Source organism: Mycolicibacterium grossiae, from assembly GCF_008329645.1.
Classification (GTDB): domain Bacteria; phylum Actinomycetota; class Actinomycetes; order Mycobacteriales; family Mycobacteriaceae; genus Mycobacterium; species Mycobacterium grossiae.
The window spans coordinates 3,001,101-3,021,491 of record NZ_CP043474.1; the positions used below are offsets into that span (position 1 = coordinate 3,001,101).

Below are 20,391 nucleotides of genomic sequence, written 5' to 3' on the forward strand. Positions count from 1 at the left end.
GTCCACTGCCTACCCTGGGAGCGTGCTCACGGAGTTGGTCGACGTGCCCGGCGGCACGTTCGCGATGGGCGCGACCGGGTTCTATCCCGAGGAGACCCCGGTGCACGAGGTCGCGGTGGCGGCCTTCGCCGTCGAACGCCACCCCGTCACCAACGCCCAGTTCGCCGCGTTCGTGGCGGATACCGGTTACGTCACCGTGGCCGAGCGGGCACTGGACCCGGCGGCGTTCCCCGGCGTGCCGGCCGCCGACCTCGCGCCCGGCGCCCTGGTGTTCCGCCCGACCCCGGGACCGGTGGACCTACGGGACTGGCGGCAGTGGTGGCACTGGGTGCCCGGGGCGTGTTGGCGGCGCCCCGCCGGGCCGGGGTCGTCGATCGACGACCGGGCCGAGCACCCGGTGGTGCAGGTGGCCTACCCGGACGCGGTGGCGTATGCGTCGTGGGCCGGGCGCCGGTTGCCGACCGAGGCGCAGTGGGAGTTCGCCGCGCGGGCGGGCACGACGACGACCTATCCGTGGGGCGACGAGGCGGCGCCGGACGGGCGGCTGATGGCCAACACGTGGCAGGGACGCTTTCCGTACGACAACCGCGGCGCGCACGGCTGGTCGGGGACGTCACCGGTGGCGACGTTCCCGCCCAACGGCTTCGGGCTCGCCGACATGATCGGCAACGTGTGGGAGTGGACGACGACGCGCTACGACGCGCGGCACCGGCCCGGCAGGGAGACGACGTCGTGCTGCCCCGACCCGGCGGGCGACCCGGCCAGCCATCAGGTCATCAAGGGCGGCTCGCACCTGTGCGCGCCGGAGTACTGCCACCGCTACCGGCCTGCGGCGCGGTCGTCGCAGTCCCAGGACAGCGCGACCACGCACCTGGGTTTCCGCTGCGTCCTCAGCGATCCTCCAGCGCGTCGGTGACGTCGACCCCGAGCGCGCGCAGCAGTTCGGCGACCCTGCCGTCGAGCTGCGCGCCCACCTCGGCGACGGCATCGTGGCCCAGCCCGCCGAACACCGTCGACGGCTGGTCGATCGCGACCACGGCCGCGCCGTCCTCGTCGCTGAAGAGCAGGACGCGCAGCGGTGCGTACAGCATCGCGTGCGGGTCGTGGCGGAACATCGTCTCCGCGATCACCTGGTTGCCGAGGAGGTACTCCACCGCGTGAACGCGGTGTCCCGCCAGCGCGAACAGCGGGGACGCGTCGAGCTTGGCGTAGACGACCAGGCCGTGGGTGGCCTGCTGCGCCATCGCCGCACGCACGTCGTCCCAGTCGCCGCCGGTGGCGAGGATCTCCTGGAACGGCCCGGTGTCCAGCGTCGGTGCCTCGCGGTCGAAGGCCGCGACGAACGCGTCGAACGGGATGCCGGTGGGGATGTCGAGCCGCGTCATGACGTGCTCGGTGCGTGCGATGCTCACGTCGGGGACAACCCGACCGGACGCGGCGACTATTTCCGCCGGCGCCTGGGAACTGGCTGTGTCAGCTCAGGACTGCCTCGTGGGGCGCGACGGCGTAACGGATGCCGTCGTCGGTGTCGTGCGCCTCGACCGTGACGCCGCGCCCGCACTCGGGGCACTCCTGGGCCTTGTTCGGCTCGGGTTCGTGGGGCAGTTCGCGGTTGCTGCCCGGGCATTGCTCGTCCACTGGCCATCCCTTCGCGTGATGTGTGGCTTCATACCCCGTCAGCGCGTCGTCACACGCGATCGCCGCGCGCCAGCACCCAGTCGCGCACGCGGCTGGGCACGGCCAGTCCGACGGCCATGCCGATGACCGTCAGGCCGGCGGTGGCGCCGTTGCTCACCACGTCGAGCAGCACCTGCTGGTCCGGGCGCCCGGCGAGGTCGACCACGCCGGCCACGACGCGGAAGACGTACATGCCCGGCACCATCGCCACGACGGCAGCGAAACCGACTGCGGCGAAGGGCATGTGCTTGACGTAGGCGAGTGGGGTCAGGACGGTGCCCGCCAGCAGGCACGCCAGCAGCGCGGCCACCGGCAGGCTCGCATGCCAGCTCGTGATCGCCCACCAGTGCAGTGCGTGCGCCGCCATGCCCACCGCGATCGGCCACCCCAACAGGCGGTAGGGCATCGAGAAGAACACCGGATAGCAGGCCGCCGCGACGCCCGCGGCGAGGACGTCGACCAGGAACGGCACGTCGGCCGGCGGTGAGGTCAGCGGCAGCGGCTGACCGCCGGGCCACAGCCCGACCATCAGTCCGGCGGCGATCACGGCCAGCACCAGCAGCGCGTACCCAAGCCGGGCCAGGGCCAACGACATTCGGGCGGCCAGCAGGTCCATCGCACCGATCAGGATCTGCGGGCCGGGCACCAGCACCATCGCCGGGCACACCGCGACCAGTCCCACGGCGGCGTCCAGACCGATCGCGCCCGCGACGGTCCCGGCCGCCCCGGCGATCAGGGCGGCGACGAAGGTCTGCAGGAGCGCGTCGGCCGTCAGTCGGGCCAGCAGGCGCCGGAGCAGGCCGCCGAGCGCGGCGGCCACCGCGATCAGAGCGATCACCCGCACGTCGGTGGCGCCGAACACCAGGGACAGCGCCGCCGCGCCGGCACCGCACGCCGCGGTGAACGCCGGAGTCGACGAGGGCGGTAGCGTCTCGGCCGCGTCCAGGGCCCGCTCGACCTCCGCGCGGTCCAGCGGTCCGTGCTCGGCTTCGTCGACCGCGCGCATGACCGCCGCTACCCGCCGCATGTTGACCGCGTTGGGTTGGGCCGCGGCGACGAGGACCCCCGGCCACCCCCACGGGGGTCATGAACGGTGACCGACGCCCACCCCGGGACCACGACCGCGGGCTGCGCCAGCCCGCGCGAGAGCCGCTGCACCGCCGTCAGCGTCATGCTCGTCGACTGGCCGTGGCCGTGCAGGGCCACTGCGGCACGCAGAATCGTGCCGAGGGCCTCCCGATCACCCGTCACGACATGACGACCTCAGGCACCGGCGACCCCGTCGCCGATCATGTCGTGTGGGTCGACGACGGAGTCGAACTGCTCGGCGGTCACCTTGCCGGAGTCGAGCGCCGCCTGCCGCAGCGTGATGTCACGGGCGATGGCGTCCTCGGCGATGTGCGCGGCGTTCTGGTAGCCGATCACCGGACTGAGTGCGGTGACCAGCATGGCGCTGGTGTCGACGTAGTGGCCGATCCGGTCGGTGTTCAGTTCGGTTCCCCGAACGGAGAATTCGAGGAACTTCTCGCAGCCGTCGGCCAGGATGCGGATGGAGTGCAACACGTTGGCGATGATGACCGGGCGCATGGCGTTCAGCTCGAAGTTGCCCTGCGAGCCGGCCAGCGCCACCGCCGCGTCGTTGCCCATCACCTGAATGGCGATCATCACCAGTGCCTCGCACTGGGTCGGGTTGACCTTGCCGGGCATGATGGACGATCCGGGTTCATTGGCGGGCAGCACCAATTCGCCGAGACCGCACCGGGGTCCCGACGCGAGCCAGCGCATGTCGTTGGCGATCTTCATCAGGGCCACCGCCAGACCACGCACCGCGGCGTGCGCCCGCACCATGGGATCCAGCGAACCCAGCGCGGCGAACTTGTTCGGCGCGGTGACGTACGGCGTGCCGGTGAGGTCGGCCAGGGTGGCGGCGACGTCACGCCCGAAGCCCGGCGGCGCGTTGAGGCCGGTGCCGACCGCGGTGCCGCCGACGGCGAGGGCCAGCAGTCCGATGCGGACGTGCCCAATCTCGTCCAGGCACGCCTGCAGCTGCGCGGCCCACCCCGACCACTCCTGCCCGACGCTCAGCGGGACCGCGTCCTCGAGGTGGGTGCGGCCGATCTTCACGACGTCCATCCACTGCGCGCTCTTCGCGGCGATCTCGTCGTGCAGCGCACGCACTTTCGGGACGAGGTGCTCGTCGATGGCCGTCAGCGTCGCGATGTGCATGGCGGTGGGGAAGGTGTCGTTGCTGCTCTGCCCCATGTTGACGTGGTCGTTCGGGCCGACGGGCACCTGGCTGCCGAGTTCCCCGCCGAGCAGCTGGATGGCCCGGTTGCTCAGCACCTCGTTGACGTTCATGTTGCTCTGCGTGCCGGATCCGGTCTGCCACACGAAGAGCGGGAAGTGGTCGTCGAGGTCGCCCGCGATGGCCTCCTCGGCGGCCTGCACGATGACGCGCGCCCGCCACGGCTCGAGGCGGCCCGCCCGCTCGTTGACCATCGCGCACGCCTTCGTCACCAGACCGTAGGCGTGGTACACCTCGATCGGCATGTGGTCGGTCCCGATCGAGAAGTGCTGCAACGAACGTTGTGTCTGTGCGCCGCAATACCGGTCGGCGGGCACGTCGACGGTGCCGAGACTGTCGAACTCGCTGCGGGTGCCGGCGGCGTCGATGCCGATCCGGACATCGGTGTAGGCGGGCTGCTCGTGGGTGTTGCGTTCGGTCACGTGGGGTCCTAATCGCGAGGTGACGAGAAGTGCACGGTACCGGCGATCCGACGCCACCGTGCGGCGATGTCGACCCTTCCGGCACCATGCCGCAATGTCCAATAGCCGTGCGGCGAGGCGGCCATAGGCGGTGGGTATGGCCCACGCTGGTTATCGTGCAGCCGTGCACCTGGAGGAACTGCGCTGGTTCGTCGTGCTGGCCGAGACCGAGCACGTGACGGACGCCGCGGCCGAGCTGGGTGTCAGTCAGCCGACGCTCTCGCGGGCGCTGGCACGCATCGAGGCCGACGCCGGCACGCCGCTGTTCGATCGCTCCAACCGCCGGCTGCGGCTCAACGCCTACGGCCGCATCATGGCCGAACACGCCCGCCGGAGCATCGCCGAGATCGACGCGGCGGTGGCCCGCATCACCGCGCTGCGCGACCCGGACAGCGGCCGGGTGCGCCTGGCGTTCTTGCATTCACTGGCCACCTGGTACGTCCCCGAGCAGCTCCGGCGCTTCCGGCAGGAAGCGCCGGGCGTCGGCTTCGACCTGTTCCAGGGCCCGGCGCACGAGATCACCGCGCGGGTGCGCGCCGGTGACGCCGACATCGCGATCAGTTCGCCCCGCCCCGACCCCGCGGTGTTCGCGTGGCGTCGGCTGTACGTCGAGCGATTGTGTCTCGCCGTCCCCCGCGGCCACCGGTTGGCGGGGCGGTCCCGCATCCGGCTCAGCGCGGCATCCGGTGACCCCTTCGTGGCCCTCGAGCAGCCGTTCGGCCTGCGGCAGCTCACCGACGAGCTGTGGGCCGAGGACGGGATGGCCCCCGAGATCGTGTTCGAGGCCACCGAGATCCCCACCATGGAGGGTCTGGTGGCGGCCGGTTTCGGGGTCGCCGTGGTGCCGGTGCCGCGCGAGGGCGTCGAGACCGACGCCAAATTGGTCCACGTGCCGCTGTCCAACGCGGGGGCCAAGCGGGAGGTCGGACTGGTCTTCGACCGCGAGCGCGACCCCACGCCGCCCGCCGCGCGGTTCGCGGAATTCCTCGCCCGCTGACACCGTCATGCGTTACGCGCATGAACTGGCGATCGATGATGCATTGGACACATCATGCCGGGCGTTCCTACCGTGGACCGGGTGTCCATCGACCAGACCACCGAACGCGCCTGGGCCGGCCACGCCCGCGGGTCGGCTGCCTACGGGAGGCTGCTCGCCGCGCTGTTTTGCGCGGGCATCGCGACGTTCGCGCAGCTGTACTCGCCGCAGGCCGTCCTGCCGCTGATCTCGGCCGACCTCGGCGTCGGCGCGGCGCACGCCGCCCTGATGGTGTCGGTGTCGACCGTCGGTCTCGCCGTCGGCGTGATCCCGTGGTCGGTGCTCGCCGACCGGATCGGTCGCGTCAAGGCCATCTCCATCTCGGTGACGGTGGCCACCGCGGTCGGTCTGCTGGTCCCGTTCGCCCCGACGCTCGACCTGCTGCTCGTCGGCCGATTCGTCGAGGGCCTGATGGTCGGCGGCGTCCCGGCGATCGCCGTGGCCTACCTCACCGAGGAGGTCGACCCGGGACACGCCGCCCGCGCCGCGGGCACCTTCGTCGCCGGCACCACCGTCGGTGGGTTGCTCGGGCGGCTGATCGCCAGCCCGGTCGCCGACGCCACGTCGTGGCGCACGGGCATCTTCGCCGTCGCCGTGTTGTGCGGCGTCGCGGCACTGAGTTTCGTGCGCCTCGCGCCGGCGCCGCGCGGTTTCGTGCCGTCCCGCGAGCGCGGCGCCCACCCCGACGGTGGGGTGCTCCACCGTTTGGCCGCCAACCTGCGCACGCCGCGTCAGCTCGCGCTCTACGCGCAGGCGTTCCTGCTCATGGGTGGCTTCGTCGCGCTGTACAACTTCCTCGGCTTCCGGTTGATCGGCGCCCCGTTCCACCTCGCGCCGTCACTGGTGAGCCTGGTGTTCCTCGCCTACCTCGCCGGGACGTGGGCGTCGTCGCGCGCCGGCGCCGAGGCGACCCGCTTCGGACGCAAGCGCGTGCTCCTCGCGTCGGTCGCCCTGATGGCGACCGGCGTGGCGATCACGCTGAGTGACGAGCTGATCCTCGTGCTGGTGGGCCTGGTGATCGCGACGGCCGGGTTCTTCGGCGCGCACTCGATCGCCGCGGGGTGGACCGGGCAGTCCGCGCCGGTGGGCAAGGCGCAGGCCTCGTCGCTCTACAACCTCTTCTACTACGCCGGCTCCAGCGTCATCGGGTGGTGCGGCGGCGTCGCGTTCGACGCGCACGGCTGGACCGCGGTGGCCGTCACCATCCTCGTCCTGGCCGGCGTCGCCGCCGCGATCGCCGCCACCGTGCTGCGCGACTGACCGCGCTCGGCGTCGCCACGGCGCGCCGTGACTTGCGCACCGTGACTAGCGCACCGTGACGACGACCTTGCCCTTGGCCGACCGGTCCTCCAGCGAGGCGATGGCCTCGCCGGCCCGTTCCAGCGGGTAGACGATCGGCTCCGGCGGCGTCACCAGACCGGATGCCAGCAGGGGCTCCAGCTCCGCCCACTGCTCCTGCAGGTACCCGGGGTGCGTGGCGGTCCACGCACCCCAGCCGACGCCGACGACGTCGACGTTGTTGAGCAGCAGGCGGTTCACCTTAACGGTGGGGATCTCGCCGCCGGTGAAGCCGACGACCAGCAGCCGGCCGCCGGGCGCCAGCGACCGCAGCGAGTCGGTGAAGCGGTCCCCGCCGACCGGGTCCACGACGACGTCGACCCCGCGGCCGCCGGTCAGCTCCTTGACCGCGTCCTTGAAGCCGTCGGCCAGTACGACGTCGGTGGCGCCGGCCGCACGCGCGACGGCGGCCTTGTCCTCGGTGGACACCACCGCGATGGCCCGCGAGGCGCCCCAGGCCGCCGCGAGCCGCAGCGTCGACGTGCCGATGCCGCCCGCGGCGCCGTGCACCAGCACCGTCTCGCCCGGGGCCAGCCGGCCGCGGGTGCGCAGCGCGCAGTGCACGGTCAGGTCGTTGAACAGCAGGCCGGCGCCGGCCTCGAAGGACACCGACGGCGGCAGGGCGAATACCTGCTCGGCGGGCACGGCGACGACCTCGGCCATCGCGCCGGACAGCATGGTCAGCGCGGCCACCCGGTCACCGGTCGAGACGTGGGCGCCCGGCGGGGCGCTGCGGACCACGCCGGCGAGTTCGGCGCCGGGGACGTAGGGCAGCGGCGGCTTCATCTGATAGAGCCCGCGGGTCTGCAGCGCGTCCGGGAAGGCGACGCCCGCGGCGTGCACGTCGATCACGACCTCGCCGGTGGGCTCGTCGATCTCCACCAGCTCCGCCGCCTGCGGACCGTCCAACCTGGCTACCTGTATGGCACGCATCCGAACCATTTAACATCCCGGCGTGATCGATGCGCGTGCCGCGGTCCTGCTGGACGAGGGAGCCGCCCCCCGGGTGGTCGACGTCCAGGTCCGCCCTCCTTCCGACGACGAGCTGCTGGTGCGCATCGACGCGGTGGGCATCTGCCACACCGACGTCAGCGTCGCCGCGCGCTGGCCGGCGGCCAAGCTGCCCATGACGTTCGGGCACGAGGGCGTCGGCACCGTGCAGGCCGTCGGTGCCGGGGTGCGGGCCCGGCCGGGTGACCAGGTGGTGCTGACGTTCGCCAGTTGCGGCACCTGCGCGCACTGCACGGCCGGGGCGCCGGCGTACTGCGAGCACTCCACGACGCTCAACCTCCGCGGCGACCGCGCCGACGAGCGCAGCGCACTGCACCGCGACGGCCGGCCGGTGCGCGGCGGCTTCTTCGGCCAGTCGAGCTTCGCCACCCATGCGCTGGCCCGCTCGGCGAACGCGGTCGTGCTCGACCCGGCGATCCCGGCGGCCGTCGCCGCCCCGCTGGGCTGCAGCGTGCAGACCGGCGTCGGCACCGTCCTCAACGCGCTGGCGGCGCGCCCCGGCGACGCGCTGGTGGTCTTCGGCGCCGGTGGCGTCGGCTGCTCGGCGATACTGGGCGGCCGCATCGCGGGGTGTTCGACGATCGTCGCGGTCGATCCGGTGGCCGAGCGCCGCCGGCTGGCGCTGGACCTCGGCGCCACCGCCGTGGTGGACCCGGCCGACGGCGACGTCGCCGCGCGCGTCGTCGAGGCCACCGGCGGCGGGGCGCACCTCGCCGTCGACACCACAGCGCGTCCGGACGTCCTCACCGCGGCCGTCCTGTCGCTGCGGGCGCGGGGCACCCTGGCGTTGGTCGGTCTCGGCGCCCTCACCGCCGAGCTGCCGGTGGGCATCGTCATGGGCCGAGGGCTGCGCATCCGTGGCGTGGTGGAGGGCGACTCCGACCCGCAAGTGTTCATCCCGCGGCTCGCCGACTGGTGGCGCACCGGCGACCTGCCGGTCGAGAAGCTGGTCACCACCTACGCCTTCGACGCATTCGACGACGCCTGGACGGCGGCGGTGACCGGCGCCGCGGTCAAGCCAGTGGTGCTGCTGGGCGACACCGCGGATGACGGACGTCGCTAGACTTCTCGCGCCGCGGCACCGCCGCCGCGGCAGATCGGAGTGCCGATGAGCCCGCGCCTGCGCCCGTACGCGCCCGTCGACGACCTGCCGCCGGGCGAGGTCGTCGAGGTCCGCTCGGTGGACGGCACCCGCCTGCACGCCGAGGTGTTCGGACCCCGCGACGGTTACCCGGTGGTGTTGGCCCACGGCATCACCTGCGCGGTGCGGGTGTGGGCCCACCAGATCACCGACCTGGCGCGTGACCACCGCGTCATCGCCTACGACCACCGCGGTCACGGCCGCAGCGGCGTGCCGCGGCGCCGCGGCGCCTACAACCTCGACTTCCTCGCCGCCGACCTCGACGCGGTGCTCGACGCGACGCTCGCGCCGGGGGAGCGGGCGGTCATCGCGGGCCACTCGATGGGTGGCATCGCCATCCAGGCGGGGGCGCAGCGCTATCCCGCCCGGGTCCGGCAGTGCGCCGACGGCGTCGCCCTGATCAACACCACCTCCGGCGAGATCCTCCAGTACGTCGACTTCATGGCCGTGCCGCAGCGCCTCGCCACGAGCCGGGTGCGGGCCGCGGGGCTGCTCCTCAAGCGGCTGGGCGCGGCGCCGCTGCTGCCCGGATCCATCCAGCAGAGCCGCCGGCTGGTCTCGACGCTGGCGGTCGGCCGCGACGCCGACCCCGCGATCGCCGACGTCGTCTTCGCCCTGTTCGCGGCGACCCCGCCCCCCGGCCGCGGCGGCTGGGCCCGCGTGCTCGTCGACGCGATGGGCTCGCGGCACCTGGGGGCGGACAACCTCGTGGTGCCGACGCTCGTCATCGGCAGCCGGGGTGACCGGCTGCTGCCCGTCGCCGCGTCCCGGCGGATCGCCGCCGCGGTTCCCCATCTCGCGTCGTTCGTCGAACTCAGCGGCGGGCACTGCTCCATCCTCGAACGCCCCGACGAGGTGAACGGCCACCTGCGCGCGCTCATCGACGGGGTGCGCGCGACGCGGCTCAGCTCCTAGTGCGGTCACCGGCGAGGTAGCGGTGCACCTCGTCGGCTGCCCGCAGGCCGGAGCGCACGGCGCCGTCGAGGAATCCCGTCCAGACGTCCGCGGTCTCGGTGCCGGCCCAGAACACGTTGCCGACGGGGGCGCGCAGCCACCTCCCGTGTCGGGTCCACGCCTGCGGCGGCACCGCGGCGGTCGGTCCGCCGGGAGCGAATTCCTCGGCGCCCCAGCAGTGGTCGAGGTAGTCGACCGGATCGGCGGCTGCGTCGCCGAACAGGTCGACGAAGCACTGCAGTGCGGCGGCACGGCGCCGCTCGGGCGGCAGCGGGTCGAACGTCCGGGCGTCGGTGAACCCCAGCAGCACGCCGGGACCCTCGTCGCCGGGGCTGACGTCGAAGGTGATGAAGACCGGTCCCTCGTCGGACAGGGCCTGACCGGACTGCCCGGCGGTGCGCCAGAACGGGGTCGGATAGGCGGCGTACGCCTTGCTCAGCCGGCCCAGCGGCCACGCGGCGGCCAGTTGCGCGTAGCCCTCGGGCAGGGCCGGGGACAGCTCGATGGCCGCGCGGTGCTCCGGCGGCACGGCGATCACCACGGCGGCGGCGCGTACGGTCCCGGTGCCGGTGTGCACCGTGACGCCGTCGGCGTCACGCTCGATGCGCCGCACCGCCGCGCCGAGCCGGACCTCGCCGGCCAGCTGCCCGGCGACTGCGTCGGCGATCTGCTGCGTGCCGCCGGGGAAGTGGTCCTGCTGGGCGCCGCCCTGGACGTCGAGCATCGGGCCGATGCCGCCCGCCGCCTTCACGTACCGGACGGCGTGCAGCATCGAGACGTCGGCGGGTTCGCAGCCCCACGTCACGCGCGAGACGATGGCCATCAGGTCGCGCGTCGAGGCGCCCGCGTGCACCGACCGCAGCCACGCGTCGAGCGTCACCGCGTCGAGTCGCTCGGCGGCCGGTGACGTCCACGGCGCACTCACCGACAGGCCCCGGCCCAGCCGTTCGAACCGCCACTGGATCCGCGACACGTCGACCAGTTCGAGCAGCGACAGCTTCGGGATCGTGCTGCGGTAGGACCGCACCCGCCCGCGCCAGCGAATGAGGTTCTTGCCTCGGCCGTAGGTCGGCGCGGTGTCGCAGCCCACCTCGGCGGCCAGCGCGTGGACCGCGGTCTGGGTGGGACCGACGAACGTCGCACCGAGATCGACCGGCACCCCGGCCAGCGTGGCGGTGTGTGAGCGGCCGCCGACGCGGTCGCGGCCCTCGAGCACCACGACGTGGTGGCCGCTGCGCTCCAATTCCCGCGCTGCGGTCAGCCCGGCGAAACCGGCGCCGATCACGGCGACAACGGCCCCGGATGACGTGTCCACCCCACTAGGCTCTCACGCTGTGCGGGTGATGACGGCGCTGTTCGGACCGACGGATGCTCAGCAGCGGGCCGCGGCCCTGCGCGAGGCGGGCGCCAGCGGCGTCTTCACGTTCGAGGGCCCGCACGACGTGTTCACCCCGCTCACGCTGGCGTCCACCGTGGGCGGCCTGGACCTCATGACCAACGTGGCGATCGCGTTCCCGCGCAACCCCATTCACCTCGCACACCAGGCGATCGACCACCAGGTGCTCTCCGGCGGCCGGTTCACCCTCGGGCTCGGCACGCAGATCCGCACGCAGATCGAGAAGCGCTTCGGCGCCGCATTCGACCGCCCGGTGGCGCGGATGACCGAGCTGGTGGGCGCGCTGCGCGACATCTTCGCCACGTGGTCGACGGGGGAGCGGCTGGACTTCCGCGGCGAGTTCTACCGGCACACGCTGATGACGCCGAACTTCACCCCGCGCGTCATGCCCGAGACGCTGCCGCCGATCTACGTCGGTGCGCTCGGGCCGCGGCTCACCCGCGCCACCGCCGAGGTGGCCGACGGCCTGCTGGTCATGCCGTTCGGCTCCAAGCGCTTCCTGCACGAGGTGACCCTGCGCAACGTCACCGAGGGCCTCGCAGCGGCCGGGCGGGACCGCAGCGATCTCGCGATCGTGCCCGAGATCATCGTGTCGGTGACCTCGGACGCCAACCCCGACCACGCGTCCACGCGGCAACTGCTGGCCTTCTACGGGTCCACGCCGGCCTACCGGCCGGTGCTCGACACCCACGGCTGGGGTGACCTGCAACCCGAGCTGCACGCCCTGTCCAAGCAGGGCCGCTGGCGGGAGATGGGCGGGCTCATCGACGACGACGTGCTGCACACCATCGCCGCCTGCGGCACCCCGGCGCAGGTGGCCGCGCACATCGCCGACCGGGTGGCCGGCGTCGCGGACGACGTGTGCATCTACCAGCCCGGTCCGATCGACGTCGGCGCGCTCGCGCAGATCGTTGACGCGCTGCGGACGTGACCGCCTAGGGTGGGTGGTACGCAGCGGGACCAAGGAGGCTCTCATGGGCAGCGGTGACCCCCACCTCGACGCCGAGACCAGCACCGACACCGGCATTGAGGACGTCGACGTCCTGATCGTCGGCGCCGGTATTTCGGGCATCGGCGCGGCGTACCGGATCGCCGAACGCAACCCCGGCCTGCGCTACCTCGTCCTGGAACGGCGCGAGCGGATCGGCGGCACGTGGGACCTGTTCCGCTATCCCGGCATCCGCTCCGACAGCGACATCTTCACGCTGAGCTACCCGTTCGAGCCGTGGACCCGCCCGGAGAACGTCGCCGACGGCGCCGACATCCGCGAGTACCTGACCACCACCGCGCGCAAGCACGGCATCGCCCGCCACATCCGGTTCAACACCCACGTCACGTCGGCCGAGTGGGATTCCACCACCGACACCTGGACCTTGCGTACTCGCCCGGACGGCGCCGCCGGACCGGAGAAGGCGTACCGGGGCCGGTTCCTGTTCTGCGGTACCGGCTACTACAGCTACGACGACCCGCACCGCCCCGACTTCCCCGGCGTGGAGGACTTCACCGGACGGGTCGTGCACCCGCAGTTCTGGCCCGAGGACCTCGACACCACGGGCAAGGACGTCGTGGTGATCGGGAGCGGCGCCACCGCGATCAGCCTGGTGCCCGCCCTGTCCCGCACGGCCGCCCACGTCACCATGCTGCAACGCTCGCCGACCTACATGATGTCGATGCCGCGCATCGACCCGATGGTGCACGCGATCCGCAAGGTGCTGCCGCGCAAGGCCTCTCATGCGGTCGTCCGGCTGCGCAACGCGTGGTTCCACGTGCTGAGCTACTTCATGTTCCGCAAGCTGCCCAGGTTCGGCCGCTGGCTGGTCCGCAACCGGACCATCGCCGCCCTGCCGCCGGGCTACGAGGTGGACGTGCACTTCAAGCCGCGCTACGACCCGTGGGATCAGCGCATGTGCCTGGTGCTGGACCACGATCTCTTCGAGGACATCTCCGCGGGCCGCGCCTCGGTGGTCACCGACCGCATCGACCACTTCGACGCCGCCGGCATCGTGCTCGAGTCCGGGCAGCGGATCGACGCCGACGTCGTCGTCAGCGCCACCGGCCTCACGCTGCAGGCGCTCGGTGGCATCGCGCTGGTGGTCGACGGCCAACCGGTGAACCCCGCCGACCGGTTCGTCTACAAGGAGTACCTGCTCGAGGACGTGCCGAACATGGCGTGGTGCATCGGCTACACCAACGCGTCGTGGACGCTGCGCGCCGACATGACCGCCAAGGCCGTCGCGAAGCTGCTCGCCTACATGGGCGAGCGTGGCTACACCCACGCCTACCCGCACTTGGGGGACGCGGCCATCGAGGAGAAGCCCACGTTCGACCTCGAGGCCAACTACATCAAGCGGGCACCGCACGCCCTGCCGCGCTCGGGCACCCGGCGGCCGTGGCACGTCCGGCACAACTACGTGCTCGACCTGATCGACCACCGGTTCGACCACATCGAGGAGTCGATGGTGTTCGGCCGCGCGCCCGCACCCGCCGCCCACCCGGCGCAGGACCCGGCGGGCGCCGCGGTCGGCTGACGCTGTCGGTCAGTCCGTCAGTCGGTCAAGGCGATCCGCGCCGCCTCGGTGAGGCGACAGCCGCTGTCGGGCTGCTCGAACAGCACCTCGGCGCTGCGGCCCGACACGTGCAGGGCCGCAATGGTGTTGCCGAACAGCGGGCCGCTGAGGTTGCGCCACGTCAGTGGCAGCTGCGGCGAGCCGCTGCGCCGGGCCCACCAGCGGGTGACGCGGGCCGCCCGCGGTGACCACCCGAGACGGAACACCGGACGCACGAAGGCCGGCACGTAGTTGTGCACCGGCGAACACACCAGCTGGTGCACCCGGGTGCCGGGGGCACCGGGCAGTTCCGCCCGCGCGGCGTAGCTGTGGTGCACGTCGCCGGACAGCACGCTGATGCTCGCGGGTCCACGCTCGGGCTGCGACGCCGCCCGTGCGACCAGGTCGCTGAGCCGCAGGAACGACGCCAGGAACGCGGGCCAGTGCTCGAAGTCGGCGGCCTGGCGCACCTTCTCCGACAGCCGGCCGCGCAGACCGGGCCGGTTGGCGCCGGCCTCGTTGATGGTCTGCAGGTCGCCGATGGCGGGAGGCAGCAGCCACGGCAGGGAGGACCCGATGACGAGGTGGTCGAGGTCGGCGAGCCCGTCGTCGACCTGCTCCTCGAGCCACGCGAACTCGCGGTCGCCGAGCATCTTGCGCTCGCCGCTCTCGAGGATCCGCGCGTTGCGCGAGTCCACCATGATGAGGCGCGTGCGTCCCAGGTCCCAACGGTAGGAGAACCGCAGCCCCTTGTCGCCGTCGACCTCGCGGTCGGCGCGGTCGGCGAGGTCGGCGAGGTGTGTCCACGTGTCGCCCTCGGCGGCCAGCACCTTGCGGTAGTCGTCGTCGGCGTCCAGCTCGTCGGGGCTGAGGTTGCCGAGGTGCTGATAGACCCAGTAGCACGCCAGTCCCGCGCGAATCCTGTCCCGCCACCACGGTTTCCGGTTGACCTCGGCGCGCCAGGCGGCCGAGGTGTTCCAGTCGTCGCGGATGTCGTGGTCGTCGAAGATCATGGCCGTCGGCAGGGTCGACATGATCCAGCGGATCTCCGGGTCCCCCCAGGTGTGCCGGTAGAGGCCCTCGTACTCGCCGAACGTCACGACCTCGTCGGGCGGGCGTCGCCCCGACGTCCGGCGACCGGCCAGGTGCCGGCGCGCGTCCGGGGTCAGCTCGTCGGCGTACACCTGGTCGCCGAGCAGGATCAGCACGTCGGGTCGCTCGTCGACCGGCAGTTCGGTGAGCCGCGTGGCGTAGCAGTCCAGCGCGTCCTGACCGATCTTCGCGTCGAGCTTCTCGTCGCCGGTCTTGGGGTAGCGGCAGGATCCGAAGACGATTCGCAGATCGTCGCCGGGATCGGTGCTGCGGGTGCGGATCACGCTGGGCGGGAACTCCGAACCGGGTTCCGGCCAGACGGTCGTCCCGTCGACGCGGACCTCGTATTCCGTGGCGGTGCCCGGCGTCAGACCGGTGACCGGCACCAGCGCGTAGTGGAATCCCTGGACCTCGAAGGTGGGGGCCGCGCACCCGAGGATCTCGACGGTGGACGGCCGTTCGGTCTGCACCCACACCATGGCGGTGGTGTCGCCGACGTGGCGGAGGACGGGGCCGAGCAGCAGGGTCACCGACACAGCCTAGTGGCGGCGAGATCCTGCCACCCGCCGAACAATCACTGCCAGCGGAAATGCCGGGTCGACCAGCACGGTTGAAGGCTGCATGACGAAGTTCAGCATCACCACCGCCATCGCAGGCGGACTCGCCGCCGCCGTGCTCGCCCTGGCTCCCGCAGCAGGCGCCGGCATCGATCGCCAGCAGTGGCTCGACGACATCCAGCAGAAGGCCACGGTCGGCGCCGCGACGTCGGTCGTGGGGAACGGCCGCTAGTCGGCCACGCTCAGCCAGTCGGCGAAGCCCGACGGATCGTGGCGTCCCAGCGCGCCGTGCTCGAACAAGCCCCACCCCTCGGCCGGCGCGCGGTCGCCCTCGTGGCAGACGGCCCGCCCGACGTGATCGATGACGCCGAAACCGGCCCGGCCCACGATGGCCGGGTCGGTCATGTCGTAGGTCAGTCGCTCGGTGAACCTCTCGCCGCGCCACACGCCGTGGATCCAGTCCGCGTCGCCGCCGTAACCGCCGCCGACGTGGATGGGCACCGGCAGTTTCGACTCGACGTCGAAGCGGACCGCGCTGCCGTCGGCCGCGGTCGCATCGATCGTCGCGCCGGTCGGGATGCGGGTACCGGACCGGTAGTGGATCCTCACCCGCGGCCAGCCGAGTTGCTCGATGCGCCCGTCCTTCCAGATGCGCGTGCAGTCGTTGAGCGACCGGAAGCCACTCGGGTCCTCCTGGATGATGAGGACGATCGAGAAGTCGTCGAAGGCCATCGGTACGTAGAGCCACCACATGCCCTCGAACGGGGGATCGGCGGGCCGGCCGGCGGGTTCGGATTCACCGATGGGGCGGATGCCCCAGGACCGGTCCCGCGAGCCGAGCCACACGTCCGGATCGACGGCGATCTCCTCGCCGTCGATCGTCAGAGATCCGCTCCACGAACCCAATTGGGCGAAGCGCTGCGCGTCGAGGGTCACCCGGGTGCCGGTGCGTAGCACGTGGCGCTGCTCCTGGACGACGTCGAACAGGCCCGTCCAGGTCAGGTCGGCGGCGATGCCCTCGGTCTCCTCGAGCACGATGCGCAGTCGGTGCAGCGGCTCGGCAACCTCGACGCGGTAGTTCACCACGTGCTGGTGCAGTCGGTCGCCGTCGATGGCGTCCGAGAGGTGCACGGCGGTCTGCACGTCCCCTCGCCGGACGAGGAAGAAGGCGTCCTTCACCCCGAGGTTGGGGTAGTACCCCAGCCCGGTGATGACGAAGACGTCGCCGGTGCGGTCGTGGGCGTTGAAGTAGGAACGGTCGTAGAAGTTGCGGTCCGAGCTTCCCGGCCAGGCGATGGGTTGCGGGATCTGGTGTACCGGGAACTCGTCCATGGGTCCGAGCATCAGGTGTCCTCTCCTGAGATCAGCCGCTTCAGCAGCGAGGCGTGATAGAACGTCGACTCGACGTCCTCGGGGGCAGCCATCTCGCCGAAGTGCACGCGTCGCGCGGTGGTCCGCATGAACACGCAGCACCAGATGACCCCGGAGTAGACGTAGAACCACCGCAGGTCCGACAGCGTGACGCCGGTCAGCGCCTCGTACGTCGCGCGGACGTCCTCCTCACGCAGCACGTCCGGCAGGCCCTCCAGTCCGGCCAGCCCCGCGAGTTCCTGGAAGACCATGTGCGCGAACACGATCCACGCAACGTCGAGTTCACGCGGACCGACGCACGCCATCTCCCAGTCCAGCACCGCCACCGGCCGGAAGTCCTCGTAGAGGACGTTGCCGATGCGCGAGTCGCCCCACGCCAGCACCGGCGGGGCGGCGGCGACGTCGGTCGGGAAGCGCTCCTCGAGCCACGCCAGGGCGCGCTCGACCAGCGGCGACCGGCCGCTGTCGGGCACGGCGAACGCGTACCAGTCCTGCAGCCAGGTGAAGTGACGGCGCAACGGGGTGTCACCGGGCGGGTCGGCGTCGGTCAGGAAGCCGAAGCGCTGCGCCGCATCGGGAATCGCGTGCAGCTTCGCCAGCACCTCCACGGTGGCGTCCTGCAGGGCGCGGCGACGCTCGGGCGGGGCGTCGGCGAACCAGTTGTCGCCGAAGGTGTAGGGCATGACGTCGGGCGGCACGATGCCGTCGACGTGGTCCATGAGGAAGAACGGCGTGCCGAGCACGGTGCCGCGGTCGTCGAGCCAGCGCACGCGCGGCACCGGCACGTCGGTGAGTTCGCCGACCTGTCGGATGACCTCGAACTGGTGGTCCAGCCGGTAGGTGGGGAACACCGGCACGTCCTCGGCCGTGGGTGCCACCCGCGCCACCCAGCGCTGCTCGACCGGTCGGCCGTCGTCGAGCCACCGGCCGGTGAGGATGATCGTCTCCGAGGACATGCCGTTGGCGTCGACGCCGCTCTCGACGGTGACGTCGGGAGTGATGCCGCCGGGCATCACGGTGGACAGCCACGACGACATCACCGCGGGCAGCGTGGTGACGTCGCGGGAAGAGTGCTGCAGGCGGCTGACGTCTTCGACGGCCGGGTCGTTCGTCACTCGACCACCTCTCTGCGATTACGATACGGTGAGTAGCGTTATGAAAGCAGACCCACCCCCGGTTGTCGAGAGTCCCGCCGCTGGACGTCCGCGCGACCCTCGCATCGACGCTGCCATACTGGCGGCCACCGCGGAGCTGCTCGCCGAGATCGGCTACGCCAACCTGACGATGGCCGCCGTCGCCGACCGCGCGGGCACCACCAAGACTGCGCTGTACCGACGGTGGTCGAGCAAGGCCGAGCTGGTGCACGAGGCGGCATTCCCCTCGGCGCCGACCGCGCTGACCCAACCCGAGGGCGACGTGACCGCCGACGTGCGCGCCATGATCGAGGCGACGCGCGACGTCTTCGTCAGCCCGGTGGTGCGGGCGGCGCTCCCCGGGTTGATCGCCGACATGGCCGACGACGCCGATTTGAACGCCCGGGTGATGGCGCGGTTCGTCGGCCTGTTCGAGATGGTGCGCGTCCGGCTGGCGCATGCCATCGACCGCGGCGAGGTGCACCCGGACGTCCTTCCGGAACGGCTCATCGAAATCATCGGCGGCGCAACGCTCCTGCGGCTGCTCCTGGTGCCCGGCGGCGATCTCGACGACGCGTGGGTCGACCAGACCGCGGCGATCGTCACCCACGGCGTCACGGCGTGACAGTACCGTTGTGGCATGTACGTGCAGTTCACCCTGAACGACGAAGAAGGGGTGCCCGAGGTCTACTCGACCCCGCCCTTCACCGATGACGCCGACGGGCGTGCCGAGACCGCCCGGGTGGTCGTCGACCCCGTCGGCCGGCCCGAGGGTGACCGGGCCGGGGTGCTGCTGACGATGACGATCGGCGAAGCCCTGATCCTCGGTCGCAGGATCACCGAGGTCGCCGAGCAGGCGGCCGAAGGCCGCTTCAGCAGGCGCGGAACGCAGTGGCGCCGGGAAATCCAGGACCGCCGGCGGCGGGAGGCCTGGAACGTCCTGATGGCCGGGTCCGAGGACGAGCCGCCCGCGGACTCCCGGTGACGCGGCTCCCGATGACGCGGCGAGTTCAGGAGTGCAGGGCGCCCAGCAGTTGATTGAACGCCTCGGTCATCGAGGGGTGGGTGTAGATCTCGTCGCGCAGCGCCGAGGCCGTCACGCCGTGCCGCATGGCCAGCGCGACGGTGTTGATGACCTCGTGCGAGTCGTAGCTCAGGAGTGCGGCGCCGAGGATCTCGTCGGTCTCGGCGTCGACCACGGCCTTCATCATCCCCCCGGGCTGGTGCACGATGCGGGCGCGCGGCACGGTCGCCATCGCCGCCACCGGGAGCGCGGCCACCCTCACCGGGCGGCCGGTGGCACGGGCCTCCCGCTCGGTCAGCCCGACCCGCGACAGCGGTGGCGTCATGAACAGGCAGTAGGGGACCGCGCGGCGGTCGCGGACGCTGCGGCCGCCCGCACCGGTCAACTGGCTCAACACGATCCGGTAGTCGTCGAGGGAGACGTAGGTGAACTGCGGGCCGCCGTTGACGTCGCCGACGGCGAAGACGTGTTCCTGGCTGGTGCGCAGATGCTCGTCGACCTCGATGGACCCGTCGGCACGCGTGGTGATACCCGCGTTCTCGAGCGCCAGTCCCGCGGTGACGGGGTGCCGGCCCAGCGCCACCAGGATCACGTCGGCCTCCACCGACGCCGCGGTGCCACCGACCTCGTAGTGCACGGTGCCGTCGTCGACGCGCGTCACCTCCGCCGAGGTCACCAGCGCGACGCCCGCCCGGGTGAGCAGGTCGGCCGCACACGACGCGACGTCGTCGTCCTCGCGGCCGAGCACGGCGGCGTGCCGTTCCAGCACGGTCACCTCTGCGCCGTATCCGGCGAACATGGCGGCGAATTCGAGGCCGACGTAGCCACCGCCGAGGACCACCAGCCGCCGCGGCAGGACGGGCATGGCGAGCAGTTCGGTGCTGGTGACCGCCCGCGGGTCGTCCCGCAGACCCGGCAGGTCCGGCCAGGTGGGCTCCGAGCCGGTGCCGACGACGATGGTCCGTCCGGTCACGGTCACCGTGCCGTCCGCGGTGGCGACGGCCACGGTGTGCGGGTCGACGAACGACGCCGGGCCGGTGAGCACGTCGACGCCGTCGATCGTGTCGAGCATGGCGAAGTTCTCGCCTCGCAGACCCGAGGTGAGGTCGGCGGTGCTGCGCACGGCCGCGGCGTAGGCCTGCGGCTGCGGGCCGGTCCCCGAGACCTCCTCGGCGGCGAAGACCATCGACTTCGTCGGGACGCAGCCGACGTTGATGCAGGTGCCGCCGTACATCTCGGCCGAGCGTTCGATCATGGCGACCCGTCTGCCCTGTCGCCCGAGCGTGGCGGCGAGCGTCTTGCCGCCCTTGCCGAAGCCGATGACGACGAGGTCGTAGTCGGTGGTCACG

20 protein-coding genes are annotated in these 20,391 nt (G+C 72.0%); 10 read left to right on the forward strand and 10 right to left on the reverse strand.

What is annotated here, in order from left to right:
- The first annotated feature begins 22 nt into the window (after positions 1-22).
- The gene (locus tag FZ046_RS14360; RefSeq protein ID WP_070355232.1) at positions 23-916 is read left to right on the forward strand and encodes a formylglycine-generating enzyme family protein; all 894 of its coding nucleotides are present in this window, start codon (positions 23-25) and stop codon (positions 914-916) included.
- Here the strand turns inward: FZ046_RS14360 and FZ046_RS14365 are convergent.
- The 4 genes from FZ046_RS14365 to fumC all read right to left on the reverse strand — a co-directional run bounded on the left by FZ046_RS14365 (position 891) and on the right by fumC (position 4,404).
- Positions 891-1,412: a DUF302 domain-containing protein gene (locus FZ046_RS14365; protein WP_246182780.1), complete on the reverse strand. Its 522-nt coding sequence runs from the start codon at positions 1,410-1,412 to the stop codon at positions 891-893. The genes FZ046_RS14360 and FZ046_RS14365 overlap by 26 nt on opposite strands.
- 61 nt (positions 1,413-1,473) lie before the next feature.
- Positions 1,474-1,638: a hypothetical protein gene (locus FZ046_RS27435; protein WP_170292438.1), complete on the reverse strand. Its 165-nt coding sequence runs from the start codon at positions 1,636-1,638 to the stop codon at positions 1,474-1,476.
- 49 nt (positions 1,639-1,687) lie between these two features.
- Positions 1,688-2,704 (reverse strand): threonine/serine exporter family protein, encoded by a 1,017-nt coding sequence (locus FZ046_RS14370; RefSeq protein WP_070355233.1) that lies wholly within the window; start codon positions 2,702-2,704, stop codon positions 1,688-1,690.
- A 236-nt stretch (positions 2,705-2,940) separates the two neighbouring features.
- Entirely contained in the window at positions 2,941-4,404 is a 1,464-nt protein-coding gene (gene fumC, locus FZ046_RS14375; protein WP_070355234.1) for a class II fumarate hydratase, read from the reverse strand.
- A 163-nt stretch (positions 4,405-4,567) separates the two neighbouring features.
- On the opposite strand from fumC, the gene FZ046_RS14380 reads away from it, so the two are divergent.
- Positions 4,568-5,440, forward strand: coding sequence for a LysR family transcriptional regulator (locus FZ046_RS14380; protein WP_070355235.1), 873 nt, complete (start codon positions 4,568-4,570; stop codon positions 5,438-5,440).
- 81 nt (positions 5,441-5,521) lie between these two features.
- On the forward strand, positions 5,522-6,739 hold the full coding sequence (locus FZ046_RS14385; protein ID WP_246182781.1) for an MFS transporter: 1,218 nt from the start codon (positions 5,522-5,524) through the stop codon (positions 6,737-6,739).
- 45 nt (positions 6,740-6,784) lie between these two features.
- Here the strand turns inward: FZ046_RS14385 and FZ046_RS14390 are convergent, their stop codons facing one another.
- The gene (locus tag FZ046_RS14390; RefSeq protein ID WP_070355237.1) at positions 6,785-7,750 is read right to left on the reverse strand and encodes an NADPH:quinone oxidoreductase family protein; all 966 of its coding nucleotides are present in this window, start codon (positions 7,748-7,750) and stop codon (positions 6,785-6,787) included.
- A gap of 22 nt (positions 7,751-7,772) precedes the next feature.
- On the opposite strand from FZ046_RS14390, the gene FZ046_RS14395 reads away from it, so the two are divergent.
- Positions 7,773-8,891, forward strand: coding sequence for an NAD(P)-dependent alcohol dehydrogenase (locus FZ046_RS14395; protein WP_070355238.1), 1,119 nt, complete (start codon positions 7,773-7,775; stop codon positions 8,889-8,891).
- A gap of 45 nt (positions 8,892-8,936) precedes the next feature.
- Positions 8,937-9,884, forward strand: coding sequence for an alpha/beta fold hydrolase (locus FZ046_RS14400; protein WP_070355239.1), 948 nt, complete (start codon positions 8,937-8,939; stop codon positions 9,882-9,884).
- Here the strand turns inward: FZ046_RS14400 and FZ046_RS14405 are convergent.
- Positions 9,874-11,238 (reverse strand): flavin monoamine oxidase family protein, encoded by a 1,365-nt coding sequence (locus FZ046_RS14405; protein WP_070355240.1) that lies wholly within the window; start codon positions 11,236-11,238, stop codon positions 9,874-9,876. The two genes, FZ046_RS14400 and FZ046_RS14405, sit on opposite strands and share 11 nt — an antisense overlap.
- Positions 11,239-11,266: 28 nt before the next feature.
- Between FZ046_RS14405 and FZ046_RS14410 the strand changes: the two genes are divergently transcribed.
- Positions 11,267-12,250: a TIGR03617 family F420-dependent LLM class oxidoreductase gene (locus tag FZ046_RS14410; RefSeq protein ID WP_070355255.1), complete on the forward strand. Its 984-nt coding sequence runs from the start codon at positions 11,267-11,269 to the stop codon at positions 12,248-12,250.
- A 43-nt stretch (positions 12,251-12,293) separates the two neighbouring features.
- Complete coding sequence (locus FZ046_RS14415) at positions 12,294-13,847, forward strand: flavin-containing monooxygenase (protein WP_083298476.1); 1,554 nt, start codon at positions 12,294-12,296, stop codon at positions 13,845-13,847.
- A 17-nt stretch (positions 13,848-13,864) separates the two neighbouring features.
- Here the strand turns inward: FZ046_RS14415 and FZ046_RS14420 are convergent, their stop codons facing one another.
- Positions 13,865-15,487, reverse strand: coding sequence for an alkaline phosphatase D family protein (locus FZ046_RS14420; protein WP_246182782.1), 1,623 nt, complete (start codon positions 15,485-15,487; stop codon positions 13,865-13,867).
- 91 nt (positions 15,488-15,578) lie between these two features.
- Here FZ046_RS14420 and FZ046_RS27440 point away from each other — a divergent pair, with 91 nt between their 5' ends.
- Positions 15,579-15,746: a hypothetical protein gene (locus tag FZ046_RS27440; protein WP_099046032.1), complete on the forward strand. Its 168-nt coding sequence runs from the start codon at positions 15,579-15,581 to the stop codon at positions 15,744-15,746.
- Here FZ046_RS27440 and FZ046_RS14425 read toward each other — a convergent pair.
- Both FZ046_RS14425 and FZ046_RS14430 read right to left on the reverse strand, forming a co-directional pair.
- Positions 15,743-16,858: an Rv3169 family protein gene (locus tag FZ046_RS14425; protein WP_070355242.1), complete on the reverse strand. Its 1,116-nt coding sequence runs from the start codon at positions 16,856-16,858 to the stop codon at positions 15,743-15,745. The genes FZ046_RS27440 and FZ046_RS14425 overlap by 4 nt on opposite strands.
- Positions 16,858-18,000 carry a phosphotransferase family protein gene (locus FZ046_RS14430; protein ID WP_070355243.1) on the reverse strand — a complete coding sequence of 381 codons (1,143 nt, stop codon included), beginning with the start codon at positions 17,998-18,000 and terminating at the stop codon, positions 16,858-16,860. The genes FZ046_RS14425 and FZ046_RS14430 overlap by 1 nt, the downstream gene beginning before the upstream one ends.
- A gap of 40 nt (positions 18,001-18,040) precedes the next feature.
- Between FZ046_RS14430 and FZ046_RS14435 the strand changes: the two genes are divergently transcribed.
- Both FZ046_RS14435 and FZ046_RS14440 read left to right on the forward strand, forming a co-directional pair.
- Positions 18,041-18,643 carry a TetR/AcrR family transcriptional regulator gene (locus FZ046_RS14435; protein WP_070355244.1) on the forward strand — a complete coding sequence of 201 codons (603 nt, stop codon included), beginning with the start codon at positions 18,041-18,043 and terminating at the stop codon, positions 18,641-18,643.
- Between the two features lie 15 nt (positions 18,644-18,658).
- Entirely contained in the window at positions 18,659-19,003 is a 345-nt protein-coding gene (locus FZ046_RS14440; RefSeq protein ID WP_070355245.1) for a hypothetical protein, read from the forward strand.
- Positions 19,004-19,028: 25 nt separating this feature from the next.
- On the opposite strand, the gene FZ046_RS14445 is transcribed toward FZ046_RS14440, so the two are convergent.
- Positions 19,029-20,390, reverse strand: coding sequence for an FAD-dependent oxidoreductase (locus FZ046_RS14445; protein ID WP_246182783.1), 1,362 nt, complete (start codon positions 20,388-20,390; stop codon positions 19,029-19,031).
- Between the last annotated feature and the right edge of the window lies 1 nt (position 20,391).

Bases quoted from the DNA above. Each gene is read 5' to 3' on its own strand.
- FZ046_RS14370 (WP_070355233.1), bottom strand. From the start codon at position 2,704: ATGCGGCGGGTAGCGGCGGTCATGCGCGCGGTCGACGAAGCCGAGCAC.
- FZ046_RS14390 (WP_070355237.1), bottom strand. From the start codon at position 7,750: ATGCGTGCCATACAGGTAGCCAGGTTGGACGGTCCGCAGGCGGCGGAG.
- FZ046_RS14400 (WP_070355239.1), top strand. From the start codon at position 8,937: ATGAGCCCGCGCCTGCGCCCGTACGCGCCCGTCGACGACCTGCCGCCG.
- FZ046_RS14410 (WP_070355255.1), top strand. From the start codon at position 11,267: ATGACGGCGCTGTTCGGACCGACGGATGCTCAGCAGCGGGCCGCGGCC.
- FZ046_RS14415 (WP_083298476.1), top strand. From the start codon at position 12,294: ATGGGCAGCGGTGACCCCCACCTCGACGCCGAGACCAGCACCGACACC.
- FZ046_RS27440 (WP_099046032.1), top strand. From the start codon at position 15,579: ATGACGAAGTTCAGCATCACCACCGCCATCGCAGGCGGACTCGCCGCC.
- FZ046_RS14425 (WP_070355242.1), bottom strand. From the start codon at position 16,858: ATGCTCGGACCCATGGACGAGTTCCCGGTACACCAGATCCCGCAACCC.
- FZ046_RS14435 (WP_070355244.1), top strand. From the start codon at position 18,041: ATGAAAGCAGACCCACCCCCGGTTGTCGAGAGTCCCGCCGCTGGACGT.
- FZ046_RS14440 (WP_070355245.1), top strand. From the start codon at position 18,659: ATGTACGTGCAGTTCACCCTGAACGACGAAGAAGGGGTGCCCGAGGTC.